Consider the following 16,045-nt stretch of genomic DNA (forward strand, 5'->3'; position numbering starts at 1 on the left):
TAGAATCGCATGCTGCAACCGCACATCATGAAGAGACCCGTAATGGAACATGCCACGCCGCCGCTCATCCAGAACCGCACCTTCGACGAGATCCAGGTCGGCGACTTCGCTCAGCTCGTGCGCACCCTGCGCCCCGAGGACATCCACCTGTTCGCGGCGATGTCGGGCGACGTCAACCCCACCCACGTCGATCTCGAATACGCCCGCTCCGGGCAGTTCCGCGAGGTGGTCGGCCACAGCATGTGGGGCAGCACGCTGATCTCCACCATTCTCGGCACCGAGTTTCCCGGCCCCGGCACGGTGTACGTGTCGCAGGGCCTGCACTTCTGGCGCCCGATCACGATCGGCGACACGCTGACGATCACCGTCACCTGCCGCGAAAAATTCGAGCACAACCACCACATCATGCTCGACTGCCTGGCGCTGAACCAGGACGGGCTGAAAGTCATCGACGGCGTCGCCGAAGTGCTGGCGCCGACCGAGAAGGTCAGCCGCCCGCGCGTCGTGCTCCCCGAAGTCACGATCTCCGACCGCGAGCTGCGCTACCGCCACCTGCTGTCGATCTCGTCCGGGCTGGCGCCGATCCCGATCGCGGTCGCCCACCCGTGCGACCGCGAGTCCCTGCTCGGCCCGGTGCAGGCCGCCCGCGCCGGGCTGGTCGAGCCGATCCTGGTCGGCCCCGAAGCGCGCATCCGCGGTGTCGCCGAAGAACACGACATCGACCTGACCGGACTGCGCATCGTCGACACCGAGCACAGTCACGCCTCGGCCGAAGCCGCGGTCGCGCTGTGCCGCGACGGCGGCGCCGAAGCGCTGATGAAAGGCTCGCTGCACACCGACGAGATGATGAGCGAGGTCATCCGCCACCTGCGCACCGGGCGTCGCATCAGCCACGTCTTTCTCGCCGACGTGCCGAGCTACCCCCATCCGCTGATGATCACCGACGCCGCAATCATCATCGAGCCGACCCTGATGGACAAGGTCGACATCATCCAGAATGCGATCGACCTCGCCCACGTCCTCGGCCTGCCCGACCCCAAGGTCGCGATCCTGTCGGCGGTGGAAACGGTGACGCCCAAGATCCGCTCCACCATCGACGCCGCCGCGCTGTGCAAGATGGCCGACCGCGGCCAGATCCGGGGCGGGCTGCTCGACGGCCCACTCGCCTTCGACAACGCCGTGTCGCTCGTCGCGGCCAAGACCAAGGGCATCCGCTCGGCGGTCGCCGGCAACGCCGATATCCTGGTGGTGCCCGATCTCGAATCCGGCAACATGGTCGCCAAGCAGCTCGAATACCTCGCCAACGCGCTGATGGCCGGGGTGGTGCTGGGCGCGCGCGTGCCGATCGTGCTCACCAGCCGCGCCGACACCGCCGAGACGCGCACTGCCTCCTGCGCCGTGGTGCAGCTGATGGCGCACCGGAAACGCGAGGCACAGAAGGCATGAGAGCCGTCCTCGTCCTCAATGCCGGCTCGTCGAGCCTGAAGTTCGCGCTCTATCCGATCGACGGCACGGCCGGCACGCGGGTCGCCGCGGCGCCGGCGGTCTGCGGCCAGGTCGAAGGCATCGGCGCCACGCCGGAAGTCACGCTCGTGACCGCGGCCGGCGAGCGCGCCCGCGAAACGGTCGCCACCACCGGCAGCCAGGGCGAACAACATCGCGCCGCGCTCGAACACGCCTTCGGTCTGCTCGTCCGCCACAACCCGGCGCTCGACATCGCCGCCGCCGGCCACCGCATCGTGCACGGCGGCGACCACTTCAGCGCGCCCACCCGGCTCGACGAAGCGGTGCTGCGCACGCTCGACACCTTCGTCCCGCTCGCTCCCCTGCACCAGCCGCACAACCTCCGCGCGGTGCGCGCGGTGGCGGCGCTGATGCCGGACGTGCCGCAGGTCGGCTGTTTCGACACCGCCTTCCACCGCACCCAGCCCGCACTCGCACAGGCTTTTGCCCTCCCGCGCCGGCTGTCGGCCGAAGGCATCAAGCGTTACGGTTTTCACGGCCTGTCCTACGATTACGTCGCCCGCCAGTTGCCGGAGGTGATCGGCGAGCGCGCCAAGGGTGCGGTGGTGATCGCCCACCTCGGCAACGGCGCCTCGATGTGCGCGCTGCGCGAGGGCAAAAGCGTCGCCTCGACGATGGGCTTCACCGCGCTCGAAGGCCTGATGATGGGCACCCGCAGCGGCAGCCTCGACCCCGGCGTGATGCTCTACCTGATGGAGCAGAAGGGGCTCGACACGAAAGCCCTCACCAGGCTGCTCTACAAGGAGTCCGGCCTCCTCGGCGTCTCCGGCATCAGCCAGGACATGCGCACCCTGCTCGCCTCGGAAGCGCCCGAGGCGAAGGAAGCGGTGGACCTGTTCTGCTACCGCATCGCGCGCGAACTCGGCTCGCTCGCCGCCGCCGCCGGCGGGCTCGATGCGCTGGTGTTCACCGGCGGCATCGGCGAGCACGCCGCCCCGGTGCGCGAGAAAGTCGCCGCGTGGTCGGCCTGGCTCGGCATCGCGATCGACCCCGCCGCCAACGCCACCCCCGCCGGCCACGCCCGCCGCCTCGACACCGCAGTCAGCCGGGTCGCGGTCGCCGTGGTGCCGACCGACGAGGAGCGCATGATCGCGCGGTATACCGCCGAGACCCTCGGGCTGTAACGTCCTGCCGCGACGCCCCCGCGCCGATCAAGCCGGGTATTCCCGCCTTGGGCGCGGCCTCCGTCCGGTGCTACCGTCATCCTCCCCGGGATGACGGAGCCCCCCGTGAAAAGACAGACTCTCCTCGCCGTTGCGGTCATGATCGCCGCTTTCGGCGCCCTGGCGAAGCAGCCGCTCGCCACCGGCCGCGGCGGCGCCGTCGCCACCGTTTCCGACGAAGCCAGCCGGGCTGCGATCGAGATCCTCGACGGCGGCGGCAATGCGGTCGATGCCGCAGTCGCCGCGGCGGCCACGCTTGGCGTCACCGACCCCTTCAGCTGCGGCATCGGCGGGGGCGGCTTCATGCTGATTTATGCCGCCAGGGACAGGCGCGTGATCGCCATCGACCACCGCGAGGCGGCCCCGGCAAGCGCTCATCCGGACATGTTCCGGAACGCCGACGGCAGCGAGATGGCGTGGAAGGCCGCCGTGGCCAGCGGCCTCTCGGTCGGGGTGCCCGGCACCGTGCGCGGCTGGCACGAGGCGCTGGCGCGCTACGGCACGATGGGCCTGGCGCAGGTGCTGGCGCCGGCAATCCGGGTCGCCGAGGAAGGCTTCACCGTCGGCCCCGATTTCCACCGCATCAACACCGCCAACGAGGCCAAGTTCGCACGCTTTTCCAGCGCATCCGCGCTCTACCTGCGGGACGGCAAGGCGCTTCCGCCGGGCACGCACTTCCGCAACCCGGATCTGGCACGAACCTATCGCGACATCGCGCGCGGCGGGGTCAAGGCCTTTTACGAGGGGCCGATCGCAGCGAGCATGGTGGCGGCGGTGAATCACCCGCCGCTCAATCCCGGAACGAGCGTGATCTCCGGCGGCCTGACCATGGCCGACCTCAAGGACTACGAAGCGCGCATCCGCCAACCGATCCGCTCGACCTACCGCGGCTACGAGATTTACGGCATGCCCGCCCCCTCGAGCGGGGGGATCGCGATCGCCCAGGCGCTCAACCTGCTCGAGAGCTTCGAGCTCGCCGGCCGGCCGCGCGCCGAGATCGAGCACCTCTACCTCGAAGCTTCGCGCCTGGCCTTCGCCGACCGCAACGCCTACCTCGCCGACGAGGAATTCGTCGATGTGCCCAAGGACGGTCTGCTGTCGAAGGCCTACGCCCGCGAGCGCGCGCAGCGCATCGGCGCCACCGCCGCGGCGGGCAAGGTCGCGGCGGGCGATCCCTACGCCTTCGAGGACGACCGCTCGGTGCCGCTACGCCCGCAGCCGAGCCCGCTCGCGCAGGAGTCGATGCACACCACCCACCTCGCGGTGTCCGACCGCGAAGGCAACGTCGTCGCCTACACTTTCACCATCGAGGACTGGGGCGGCAGCGGCATCGTCGTCCCCGGGCGCGGCTTCCTGCTCAACAACGAGCTCACCGACTTCGACTTCCGTGGCCCGCATCCCAACGTAGCCGAGGCCTACAAGCGCCCGCGCTCGAGCATGAGCCCGACCATCGTGCTCAAGGACGGTGCGCCCGCATTCACGATCGGTTCGCCGGGCGGCTCGACGATCATCACCACGGTGCTGCAGACCCTCGTCAATCACATCGACCTCGGCATGAGCCTGGCCGATGCCGTGGCTGCGCCGCGCATGAGCCAGCGCAACGGTGACACCACCCTGGTCGAGACCCTGCTGAACTTCCCCGGCAGCGCGCAAGCCAGAGCGCTCGAAGCCAAAGGCCACACATGGCGCGAAACCGAGCAAATCGGTGCCGCCAACGGCATCCGCTTCAATGCCGACGGCACGGTCACCGCAGTCAGCGAGCCCCTGCGCCACGGCGGCGGCAGCGCGATCGTGCAGCGGCCGTAGGCTCGGGCACCCCTCGTGGGGGTGCGCGGGCGGGCAGAAAAGCAGGCCGGCTGCGAAACCTTCAGGCTTCGGGCTGGGGATCTCCCCCCCCCGCTTCGAGGGCGGATTCGGGCGCGATCTCGGCGGCCTCCAGTTCCACCGTCTGCAGCGCACGCAGGCGCGCGGGCGCCTGTAGCGCATGCTGGGCACCGCTGAACAGGTCGCGCTCGAGGACATCCACCGCCTCGACCCAGGCCGCGGACGATTCGCAGCCGGGCAGGCGCTCACCGCCGCGGCACACCGTCAGCCGCCGGCCCTCGACGGCGAAATGCATCCCCGGCAGCGGGCGCACGCGCACCACGTCATTGCTGCGGGCGGTAAAACGGAGCATGGTGTCGCGCCCGTCACCGAGCAGCTCGAGGATCAGCGCAGGCAGCGCGTAGATCGGCAGATCACCGGTGCGCAGCGGCCCGCGCCGGCCGTCGATCACCACCAGCGGGGTCGCCACCAGGGTACGGAACATTTCATCGTCGAACTCGGCGCGGTCGGGCGCGAGCAGGCCGGACTCGACATACCCGCCATGGTTCCAGCCCAGCGACGGCAGGTGATCGCCGAACAGCACCACGATCGCATCGGGGTCGCGGCGGCGTAGTTCGCCGAGAAAGGCCATCAGCTCGCGCGATTTGTAATGGACCGTATTGGCATAGGCGCGGACCAGGGGATTGTCGTCCGTGGTCGTGATGCGTTCGGGACGGCGCTCGTTGAGCGGATAGTCGAGATGGCCGAAATAGGTCAGCACATAGTTGAACACCGGTTGCGCGCCGTCGAGCTGCGGCCCGATGCGCTCGAGCACCTGGCGGTAGAGCGAAGCGTCGCCGAGGAACTCGCCGTTCATGTCGTCGAGGACGAAGTCGCGGGCGGACCAGTACTGCTCGAAACCGACCCGGTGGTAGGCGTTGATGCGGTTCCAGAACGGTGCCGCGTTCGGATGCGAGGCGACGCTGCGATAGCCCGCCTCGCCGAGATGGCGCGGCAGACAGGGCACGTCGCGGCGCAGCCGGCCCTCGAAGAACACCGCGTCGGTCTTCACCGGGAAGCCGCACAAGGCCTCGAATTCGGCGTTCGCGGTGTAGCCGCCGAACACCGGTGACAGCGCGCGGGCATGGCCGGCGGCCTTCCACAGGCGGCGGAAGGCCGGGTCGAAGGGGTCGGCCGACAGCTTCGCGGCGGTCAGCGCCGTCGGGTCCCAGAACGATTCGAGCACGATCATGTGGACGTTGCGCCCAGCGCGCGGCGCCGCCCCCGCGGCGGCCTTCAGGAAGGGATCGGGCTGCCCACTGCCGAGCAGCGCCAGCGCATCGTCGACGTCGCTGGCCGCCGGCGCTGTGCCACGGCGGGCGAGATTGCGCGCGGACTCCTGCACCAGGTGCAGGGGCAGGCCACGCATCTCGTAGTTGCCGCGCTGGTTCCACACCCAATCGCCGAAGCGGGCATCGAGCCAGGCGCTGACCGACGCCGGCTGCCCCACCAAGGCCGAAAGCGTGACGAGCACCAGGGCGAGCGCGGCCCACGCCTGCGGCCGGCGCCAGGCGAACATCCAGGCGAGGAAGGCCGGCGGCAGCACGAGCATGGCCACGCTGGCCCACAGCTGCCAGCCTTCCAGCAGCAGGAACAGGTTTCTTGCCGCGACGAAGTCGTCCGGCATCACCGGCCCGCCGAGCACGGCGAGTTTGATCGCGTTGCCGAGAGTGATCGCGGAAAACAGCACACCCATCGCCACCGCAAAGCGCGCCAGGCTGCGCGCCATCGCGAACATCACGGCGCCGATCAGCAGATGCGCGGCGAGATCCCGCGCCCAGGCTCCGGAGCCTGGTCCGACGCCGAAGAAAACGTGGATCCCCCACTGCGCGACGACATACCAGGCCGCGACCAGCGCCAGTGCCCAGCCCCATTCACGCACCACCGGCCGGTGCCGGGGGGCGGGAACGACAGCCGGGGCGGAGCGGGATTCGAAGTCGGGCATCGCGGAGGCGGAGACGGAGGCGGGAGGCCGCATCATAATTCCGTAACCTCGCCGGGGGGCGGATTCCGCGCCGTTCCGGTGGCGGAAATTGCGACAAGGTTTTGCCATCCCTCGCGCCGGGGCGGCTCCGCCCGCTCGCCCCGTTCAGTGCAACCTGCTGGCGATGTACTGCAGGGCGAGGCCGTAGCCCGGCGTGCCGAAGCCGGCCATCACCGCCTCGGCGATGTCCGACAGGTAGGAGTGGTGGCGGAAGGGCTCGCGCTTGTGCACGTTGGAGATGTGCAGTTCGACGAAGGGGATCGCCACCCCAGCGAAGGCGTCACGGATCGCCACGCTGGTGTGGGTGTAGGCGCCCGGATTGATCAGCACGAACGCAACCCCTTCGCCGCGGGCCTGGTGGATGCGCTCGACGATGGCCCCTTCGTGGTTGCTCTGGAAGCAGGACACGTCGAGGCCGAGCGCCTTGCCCTGCGCAACCAGGCCGTTCTCGACGTCGGCCAGCGTTGTCGCGCCGTAGATGTGGGGCTCGCGCGTGCCGAGCAGATTGAGGTTGGGGCCGTTGATGACGAGAACCTTGCTCATGAAGATCACTCCTGGTGAATGAAGGATGGAACGGCCCGCGGGCGCACGCGCGGAACATGCCCCCTTGGCCGGGTTGCCTAACCCAGGCCGGCCCCGACCAGCAGGCCCGCCCTGCCGAGCGCCCAGATCCACAGCGTGATGCTGGCGAAAGAAACCACCGTGGTCACCACCAGCGCCGCCGAACACAGGTTTTCCTGGCCGTACTGCTGGCCGAAGATCGGATAGATGCTCATCATCGGCACGCAGGCGATCAGCACCGCCACCGCCTGGTAGGCGGGTTCGATCCCGGGCACGAACAGCAGCGCCAGCACCACCGCTGCAGGATGGAGCACGAGCTTGGCGAAGACGATCAGGCCGACGTCGCCGAGCATGCCGCCAACCGGCGCCCGGGCGAGATTGCCGCCGACGACGAACAGCGCCACCCCGGCCGAGGTCACCGACAGCAGGTCGATCGCCTTGACCGCCGGCGCGGGAATCGTCAGTTCGAGCAGCGAAGCGAGAAACCCCGCGCTGATCGCGATCACCAGCGGATTCTTCAGCAGTCGCTCGAAGATCCGCAGCAGCGCGGGGAGCAGGCCTGCGCCCGGCTTGCCCAGACTTTCCGCCGCGGCCAGCAGCAGCGGCAGCATCATCAGGTTCTCCACCATCACCACCAGGGCGACGATCACCGACGCCACCGGCCCGACCACCTGCAGTGCGATCGGCAGGCCGAGGAAGAGGCTGTTCGACATCGAGCCGCCCATGCCGATGAGGACCGCCGTCAGCGGCGCACGCCTTGCCGCGTAGCGGGCGAACAGCGCCACTGCGGCACAGGCCAGCAGCGAGCCGAGCAGATAGGCGAGGAGGAAACGCAGGTTCATGATCTCGCCGATGCTGCGCTGCGACAAGGTCTTGAACAGCATTGCCGGCAGGGCGAACTGGATCACGAAGCGCCCCATCGCGCGAATGTCGGCGCTGGAGAACAGGCCGGCGCGTACCGCGCCGAAGCCGGCCCCGATCAGGATGAAAACGGGCGTGGTGATGGCGAGAATATCCAGCATCCGCGTGCGAACCCCATGCAATGAAAAGGCGGTCCGCAGACCGCCTCGAAGAATGCCTATGGTAACCCGCTTCAGCGCGCCGCTCACCGGGGAAGGAGACTTTCCCCATCAGGAACGCATCGACCGCACGCGCGCATTGGCGGCCTTCGCCTTGCGGGCCAGCCGGCCCGCAATCGTCCCCTCGCCCCGCGTAGGGCGATGAGCCGTTCACCGGGGAAGGAGGCTCTCGCCCATCAGGAACTCATCGACCGCACGCGCGCATTGGCGGCCTTCGCGAATCGCCCACACCACCAGCGACTGTCCGCGGCGCATGTCGCCGGCGGCGAACACCTTGGGTGCGCTGGTGGCGTAGTAACCCTCGCCATCGGTCGTCGCCTTGGCGTTGCCGCGCGGGTCCTTGTCGACGCCGAAGGCTTCGAGCACGCCGCCCACCGGCTGGGTGAAGCCCATCGCGAACAGCACCAGGTCGGCCTTGATCTCGAACTCCGAGCCCGGGACCTCGGACATCTTGCCGTCCTTCCACTCCAGACGGCAGGCCTTGAGCGCCTTGACCTTGCCGTTCTTGCCGATGAACTCCTTGGTGGCGACGGCGAAGTCGCGCTCGCAGCCTTCCTCGTGCGAGGACGAGGTGCGCAGCTTGACCGGCCAGTACGGCCAGGTCAGCTCCTTGTTCTCGCGCTCGGGCGGCATCGGCATCAGCTCGAACTGGGTCACGCTGGCCGCGCCGTGGCGGTTCGAGGTGCCGACGCAGTCGGAACCGGTGTCGCCGCCACCGATCACCACCACGTGCTTGCCTTTGGCCGAGATCGGATTGGGCTTGTCGCCGGCGACCTGCTTGTTTTGCGGGATCAGGAACTCGAGCGCGAAATGCACGCCGCCGAGTTCGCGGCCCGGCACCGGCAGGTCGCGCGGGACTTCCGCACCGCCGGCGAGCACGACGGCGTCGAAGTCCCGCTGCAGCTGTTCGGCGCTGACCACCTCCCTGGCGTCATTGACGATGCCGGCCGGCAGGTTCTGGGCGCCGACCAGCACGCCGGTGTGGAAGACCACGCCTTCGGCCTGCATCTGTTCGACACGGCGGTCGATCAAGCCCTTTTCCATCTTGAAGTCGGGAATGCCATAGCGCAGCAGGCCGCCGATCCGGTCGTTCTTCTCGAACACGGTGACGTCGTGACCGGCGCGCACGAGCTGCTGGGCCGCCGCCAGACCGGCGGGGCCGGAGCCGACCACGGCGACCTTCCTGCCGGTCTTTGTCTCCGGCGGCTGCGGGATCACCCAGCCTTCTTCCCAGGCCTTGTCGATGATCGCGTGCTCGATCGACTTGATCCCCACCGCATCGGTGTTGATGTTCAGCGTACACGCGGCCTCGCACGGCGCCGGGCAGATGCGGCCGGTGAACTCGGGGAAGTTGTTGGTCGAGTGCAGCACCTCGATTGCCTCGCGCCAGTGGCCGCGATATACGAGATCGTTCCAGTCCGGGATGATGTTGTTGACCGGACAGCCGTTGTTGCAGAACGGAATGCCGCAGTCCATGCAGCGCGCGCCCTGGATCGAGGCCTGCTCATCGGTCAGGCGGGCGACGAACTCCTTGTAGGTCTTCAGACGCTTGTCGATCGGCTCGTAGGCCGCGGACAGGCGCTGATACTCGATGAAACCCGTGGGCTTGCCCATTTATACGGCCTCCTTGTCTTCTTCGCGCTGCTGGGCCCTCGATTCGGCCATTTCGGCGAGCGCACGGCGGTACTCGTGCGGGAACACCTTGACGAACTTCTTGCGCCAGGTGGCCCAGTTGTTCAGGATCTCGCGCGCGCGCACGCTGCCGGCGAAGCGGACGTGGCGCTCGATCAGGCCCTTGAGGATGAGCTCGTCGCCCATCGTCAGGTGGTCGATGTCGACGCGGCCGTGGGATTCGAGGTCGTCCCCCGACTCCGAGCCCTTGCGCGCGGCGATCTCGTCGGGCAGCGGCTCCAGGGCCACCTGCGCCATGTTGCAGCGCTGCTCGAAGCTGCCGTCCTCGTCGAGCACGTAGGCCACGCCGCCCGACATGCCGGCGGCGAAGTTGCGCCCGGTCTGGCCGAGCACCACCACCGTGCCGCCGGTCATGTATTCGCAGCCGTGGTCGCCCACGCCTTCCACCACCGCCGTGGCGCCCGAGTTGCGCACCGCGAAACGCTCGCCGGCGACGCCGGCGAAATACACCTCGCCCTCGATCGCGCCGTACAGCACGGTGTTGCCGACGATGATGTTGTCGCCGGTTGCACCGCGGAACTCGGCCTTCGGGCGCACGATGATGCGCCCGCCCGACAGGCCCTTGCCGACGTAGTCGTTGCCCTCGCCGACCAGCTCGAGGGTGATGCCGCGCGCGAGGAAGGCGCCGAAGCTCTGCCCCGCGGTGCCGCTGAGGCGGATGTGGATGGTGTCGCTGGGCAGCCCGGGGTGGCCGTACCTGGCCGCCACCTGGCCGGACAGCATCGCCCCGACGGTACGGTTGATGTTGCGCACCGGCAGGTCGATGTTGACCTTCTCGCCCTTCTCCAGCGCCGGTTTGGCGAGCGTGATGAGCTGGTTGTCGAGCGCGCCCTGGAGTCCGTGGTCCTGGGTATCGACGTGCAGCCGCGGCACGTCGGCGGGCACCGGCGGCAGGTAGAAGATGCGCGAGTAGTCGAGCCCCTGCGCCTTCCAGTGGGCGATGCCCTTCTTCATGTCGAGCAGGTCGGCACGGCCGATCAGCTCGTCGAACTTGCGAACGCCGAGCTGGGCCATCAGTTCGCGCACTTCCTCGGCGACGAAGAAGAAGTAGTTCACCACGTGCTCGGGCTGGCCGGAGAAGCGCGCACGCAGCACCGGGTCCTGGGTGGCGACGCCGACCGGGCAGGTGTTGAGGTGGCACTTGCGCATCATGATGCAGCCTTCGACGACCAGCGGCGCGGTGGCGAAGCCGAACTCGTCGGCGCCGAGCAGGGCGCCGATGACGACGTCGCGGCCGGTCTTGATCTGGCCGTCGACCTGCAGGCGCACGCGTCCACGCAGGCGGTTCAGGACCAGGGTCTGCTGGGTCTCGGCCAGCCCCAGCTCCCACGGCGAGCCGGCGTGCTTGATCGAGCTCCAGGGGCTCGCCCCGGTGCCGCCGTCATGGCCGGCGACGACGATGTGGTCGGCCTTGGCCTTGGCCACGCCGGCCGCCACCGTGCCGATGCCGATCTCGGACACCAGCTTGACCGAGATGCTCGCCACCGGGTTGGTGTTCTTGAGGTCGTGGATCAGCTGTGCCAGGTCTTCGATGGAATAGATGTCGTGATGCGGCGGCGGCGAGATCAGGCCGACGCCCGGCACCGAGTGGCGCAGGAAGCCGATGTACTCCGAAACCTTGTGGCCGGGCAGCTGCCCCCCCTCGCCGGGCTTGGCGCCCTGCGCCATCTTGATCTGGATCTGGTCGGCGTTGGCCAGGTACTCGGCGGTGACGCCGAAACGGCCCGAAGCCACCTGCTTGATCGCCGAACGCAGCGAATCGCCGGCGTTCAGTTCGAGGTCGCGGGCGATGCGGTTCTCACCGATCACCTGCGACAGCTTGATCGCCTCGGTGAGCGGCTTGAAGCGCATCGGGTCCTCGCCGCCCTCGCCGGTGTTCGACTTGCCGCCGATGCGGTTCATCGCCACCGCCAGCGTGGTGTGGGCCTCGGTCGAGATCGAGCCGAGCGACATCGCCCCGGTGGCGAAGCGCTTGACGATCTCCTTCGCCGGCTCGACTTCATCGAGCGCAACCGGCGTCGCCGACGCCTTGAGCTCGAACAGGCCGCGCAGGGTCATGTGCCGGCGGCTCTGGTCGTTGATGATGTGGGCGTATTCCTTGTAGGTATCCGACCTGCCCGAGCGGGTGGCGTGCTGGAGCTTGGCGATCGCATCCGGCGTCCACATGTGCTCTTCGCCGCGGGTGCGGAAGGCGTACTCGCCGCCGGCATCGAGCATGTCGTGGAGCACCGGATCGGCGCTGAAGGCGGCCTTGTGCAGGCGGATCGCCTCTTCCATGACCTCGAACACGCCGATGCCCTCGACCTGGCTGGTGGTGCCGGTGAAGTACTTGTCGAGCAGCGCCTGCTTGAGACCAACGGCTTCGAAGATCTGCGCCCCGGTGTAGGACATGTAGGTCGAGATGCCCATCTTCGACATGACCTTCATCAGGCCCTTGCCGATCGCCTTGACGAAGTGCTTGACGTACCTCGCCGCGGTCTCGGTATCGTCGGCCATGTGCTGCAGCGTCTCGAGCGCGAGGTAGGGGTGGACGGCTTCGGCACCGTAGCCGGCGAGCACGGCGAAGTGGTGCACTTCGCGCGCGCTGCCGGTCTCCACCACCAGGCCGGCGCGGGTGCGCAGACCCTTCGCCACCAGGTGCTGGTGGATCGCGGAGAGCGCCAGCAGGGCGGGAATCGCGATGCGTTCGGCCGACAGCTTGCGGTCGGACACGATCAGGATGTTGTAACCGCCCAGCACCGCGTTCTCGGCGTCCGCGCACAGCGAGGCCAGGCGCGCCTCGACGCCTTCCTTGCCCCACTCGGCCGGATAGCAGATGTCGAGCTCGGCGGAACGGAACTTGTTCTGGGTGTAGCGCGCGATGTTGCGGATCTTGGCCATGCCGGCGAAGTCGAGCACCGGCTGGCTGACCTCGAGGCGGAACGGCGGGTTGATCTCGTTGATCTCGAGCAGGTTCGGCTTGGGCCCGATGAAGGACACCAGCGACATCACCATCTGCTCGCGGATCGGGTCGATCGGCGGGTTGGTGACCTGGGCGAAGAGTTGGCGGAAGTAGTTGAAGAGCGGCTTGTTCTTGCTCGACAGCACTGCCAGCGGCGAGTCGTTGCCCATCGAGCCGGTGCCTTCCTCGCCGCTCTTGCCCATCGGCTCGAGGATGAACTTGATGTCCTCCTGGGTGTAGCCGAAGGCCTGCTGGCGGTCGAGCAGCGGCGCGACACGCTCGCCGCGGGCGGCGGCGGTGTCGGCCACGGCGGGCACTTCCAGGGTGTCGAGCTTGATGTTGATCCGGCGCAGCCAGTCGGCGTAGGGGCGGGCGTTGGCGAGCGACTCCTTGATCTCCTTGTCGCCGATGATGCGCCCCTGCTCCATGTCGATCAGGAACATCTTGCCCGGCTGCAGGCGCCATTTCTTGACGATCTTGCTGTCGGCGATGGGCAGCACGCCGGACTCCGAGGCCATGACGACGAGATCGTCGTCGGTGACGAGGTAGCGCGCCGGGCGCAGGCCGTTGCGATCGAGCGTGGCACCGATCTGGCGGCCGTCGGTGAACGCCACCGCGGCGGGGCCGTCCCACGGCTCCATCATCGCTGCGTGGTACTCATAGAAGGCGCGGCGCTTCTCGTCCATCTGCGCATGCGATTCCCAGGCCTCCGGGATCATCATCATCATCGCGTGGGCGAGCGAATAACCGCTCATCACCAGCAGCTCGAGCGCGTTGTCGAAGGAGGCGGAGTCGGACTGGCCGGGGTAGATCAGCGGCCAGATCTTCTGCAGGTCGTCGCCGAGCAGCGGCGAATGCACGCCCTTCTCGCGCGCGCGCATCCAGTTGTAGTTGCCGCGCAGGGTGTTGATCTCGCCGTTGTGGGCGATGTAGCGGAACGGGTGCGCCAGATCCCATTTCGGGAAGGTGTTGGTCGAGAAGCGCTGGTGAACGAGCGCCAGCGCCGACACCGCGCGCGCATCGACGAGGTCGGGATAGTACTCGCCGACCTGGTTTGCCAGCAGCAGGCCCTTGTAGTTCACCGTGCGTGCCGACATCGACACCATGTAGAACTCCTTGCCGTGCTTGAGCTGCAGCGCGGCAATCGCGTTCGCCGAGCGGCGGCGGACGACGTAGAGCTTGCGCTCGAGCGCCTCGGTGACCATGACGTCGGCGCCGCGGCCGATGAAGATCTGGCGGATCACCGGCTCCTTGGCCTTCACCGTCGGCGACATCGGCATCGCGCGGTTGACCGGCACGTCGCGCCAGCCGAGCACGACCTGGCCCTCGGCCACGACCGCGCGCTCGATCTCTTCCTCGCAGGCGAGGCGGGACGCGGCCTCCTTGGGCATGAACACCATGCCGACGCCGTACTCGCCGGGCAGCGGCAGGGCGACGCCCTGCTTCGCCATTTCCTCGCGGTAGAACTGATCCGGGATCTGGATCAGGATGCCCGCACCGTCCCCTTGCAGCGGATCGGCACCGACCGCGCCCCGGTGATCGAGGTTTTTCAGGATTTCGAGGCCCTGCAGGATGATGTCATGACGTTTCTCGCCCTTGATGTGGGCGATGAAACCCACGCCACAGGCATCGTGTTCATTGGCGGGGTCGTAAAGACCCTGCTTTTGGGGCTGATCCATCTTCTATTCCTCAAACGACACGCAAGATCACGCGCATGGGGGCCGACAAAGGCCTTTCAAACCGGAAGGCCTGATAAACCGAACGCGCACAAAAAAGCCGGGCGCGCGCGCACCGGCTTTGTGATTTGCACCAGACTGGTGCAAAAACAACTGTTTGATGACCAGGACTGCAGGAGCGGGGGCTCCGCATGCACCATTTTGGACACCGCCACCAGCCTCGCTGTTGACAAAAAAACTATACGCCCGAGCACTCCAGGGTTCAAGGAGTTTTTGCACTGCGGCACGCCAGTGTCCCGCAGCTTGCGCCAGGCGTGCGCCCTCCTTCCGCCCTGCACCGCCGGTCGCATCCGGCAATGCCGCGTCAGTGGATCTCACCCACCGCGAACAACCGGCGGTGCTCCTTCATCGCGTAGCGGTCGGTCATCCCGGCGATGTAGTCGGCGATCGCGCGCGGCGTGCCCGCGCGTGCCATCGCCTGGTACTGCGGCGGCAGGATGTGGGGGTCGGCCATGAAGGCATCGAACAGCTCGGTAACGATGCGCCGCGCCTTGTTGGTCATGCGCAGCACCTGGTAATGGCGGTACAGCTTCTGGTGGAGGAAAGTCTTCAGTTCGCGCAGGCGCGGCAGCAAACCATCGGAGTAGGCCACCAGGCGGCCGGCGGCGCGCACATCGGCGAGGGTCCGTACGCCGCTGGCGGCGAGGTTGGCACGGGTCTGGGCGATGAGATCGAGCACCATCAGCTGGATCATCCGGCGCACCGTCTCGTTGATCAGCTTGCGCCCCGACAGACCCGGCCAGCGCGCCTCGACTTCGCGGCGCTGAGTGGCGAACAGGTTCACGTCCTCGAGCTGCTCGAGCGTGATCAGCCCCGAACGCAGACCGTCATCGACATCGTGGTTGTTGTAGGCGATCTCGTCGGCGAGGTTGGCGAGCTGGGCTTCGAGCGAAGGCTGGGTGCCGTCGAGGAAGCGCTCGCCGAGCTCGCCGAGGCGCACCGCATTGGCGTGCGAGCAGTGCTTGAGGATGCCTTCGCGGGTCTCGAACATCAGGTTCAGGCCGTCGAATGCGGCGTAGCGGTCTTCGAGCAGATCGACGGTGCGCAGCGACTGCAGGTTGTGCTCGAAGCCGCCGTACTCCTTCATGCAGGCGTTCAACGCTTCCTGGCCGGCGTGGCCGAACGGGGTATGACCGAGGTCGTGGGCGAGGGCGACGGCTTCGGCAAGGTCCTCGTTGAGGCCGAGCTGGCGGGCGATGCCGCGGGTGATCTGGACGACCTCGATGCTGTGGGTAAGGCGGGTGCGGAACAGGTCGCCCTCGTGGTTCACGAACACCTGGGTCTTGTATTCGAGGCGGCGGAAGGCAGTGGAATGGACGATGCGGTCGCGGTCGCGCTGGAACTGGCCGCGCGCGAGCGGAGCCGGCTCATCGTGTTGGCGGCCGCGGGAAGCGGCCTCGGTGACGGCATACGGTGCGAGCTGAAGCATGCGGTTTTCCTCCGGGCCGAAGTCGATCACGGTTCCCGTCGTTTGTGCAGGAGGCCTCCCCGGCGGCGTTTCG

9 protein-coding genes are annotated in these 16,045 nt (G+C 68.0%); 3 read left to right on the top strand and 6 right to left on the bottom strand.

The features are described from left to right. Positions 1 to 27 precede the first annotated feature (27 nt). The 3 genes from MXC99_RS15945 to ggt all read left to right on the top strand — a co-directional run bounded on the left by MXC99_RS15945 (position 28) and on the right by ggt (position 4,493). The gene (locus MXC99_RS15945; protein ID WP_432654260.1) at positions 28 to 1,446 is read left to right on the top strand and encodes a bifunctional enoyl-CoA hydratase/phosphate acetyltransferase; all 1,419 of its coding nucleotides are present in this window, start codon (positions 28 to 30) and stop codon (positions 1,444 to 1,446) included. Continuing rightward, complete coding sequence (locus MXC99_RS15950) at positions 1,443 to 2,648, top strand: acetate/propionate family kinase (RefSeq protein WP_247726401.1); 1,206 nt, start codon at positions 1,443 to 1,445, stop codon at positions 2,646 to 2,648. Before MXC99_RS15945 ends, MXC99_RS15950 begins: the two co-directional genes overlap by 4 nt. 105 nt (positions 2,649 to 2,753) lie before the next feature. Next, entirely contained in the window at positions 2,754 to 4,493 is a 1,740-nt protein-coding gene (ggt, locus tag MXC99_RS15955; protein ID WP_247726402.1) for a gamma-glutamyltransferase, read from the top strand. A 61-nt stretch (positions 4,494 to 4,554) separates the two neighbouring features. Here ggt and MXC99_RS15960 read toward each other — a convergent pair whose 3' ends face one another. The 6 genes from MXC99_RS15960 to MXC99_RS15985 all read right to left on the bottom strand — a co-directional run bounded on the left by MXC99_RS15960 (position 4,555) and on the right by MXC99_RS15985 (position 15,972). Beyond that, positions 4,555 to 6,495, bottom strand: coding sequence for an LTA synthase family protein (locus MXC99_RS15960; protein ID WP_247726403.1), 1,941 nt, complete (start codon positions 6,493 to 6,495; stop codon positions 4,555 to 4,557). 144 nt (positions 6,496 to 6,639) lie between these two features. Next, positions 6,640 to 7,077 (bottom strand): type II 3-dehydroquinate dehydratase, encoded by a 438-nt coding sequence (aroQ, locus tag MXC99_RS15965; protein WP_247726404.1) that lies wholly within the window; start codon positions 7,075 to 7,077, stop codon positions 6,640 to 6,642. A gap of 77 nt (positions 7,078 to 7,154) precedes the next feature. Continuing rightward, entirely contained in the window at positions 7,155 to 8,117 is a 963-nt protein-coding gene (locus MXC99_RS15970) for an AEC family transporter (RefSeq protein ID WP_247726405.1), read from the bottom strand. Positions 8,118 to 8,324: 207 nt separating this feature from the next. After that, positions 8,325 to 9,788: a glutamate synthase subunit beta gene (locus tag MXC99_RS15975; protein WP_247726406.1), complete on the bottom strand. Its 1,464-nt coding sequence runs from the start codon at positions 9,786 to 9,788 to the stop codon at positions 8,325 to 8,327. Continuing rightward, positions 9,789 to 14,486, bottom strand: coding sequence for a glutamate synthase-related protein (locus MXC99_RS15980; RefSeq protein ID WP_247726407.1), 4,698 nt, complete (start codon positions 14,484 to 14,486; stop codon positions 9,789 to 9,791). Between the two features lie 361 nt (positions 14,487 to 14,847). Continuing rightward, positions 14,848 to 15,972: a deoxyguanosinetriphosphate triphosphohydrolase gene (locus tag MXC99_RS15985; protein ID WP_247726408.1), complete on the bottom strand. Its 1,125-nt coding sequence runs from the start codon at positions 15,970 to 15,972 to the stop codon at positions 14,848 to 14,850. Positions 15,973 to 16,045 lie beyond the last annotated feature (73 nt).

The organism is Thauera aromatica, from assembly GCF_023093595.1.
Lineage (GTDB): Bacteria > Pseudomonadota > Gammaproteobacteria > Burkholderiales > Rhodocyclaceae > Thauera > Thauera aromatica_A.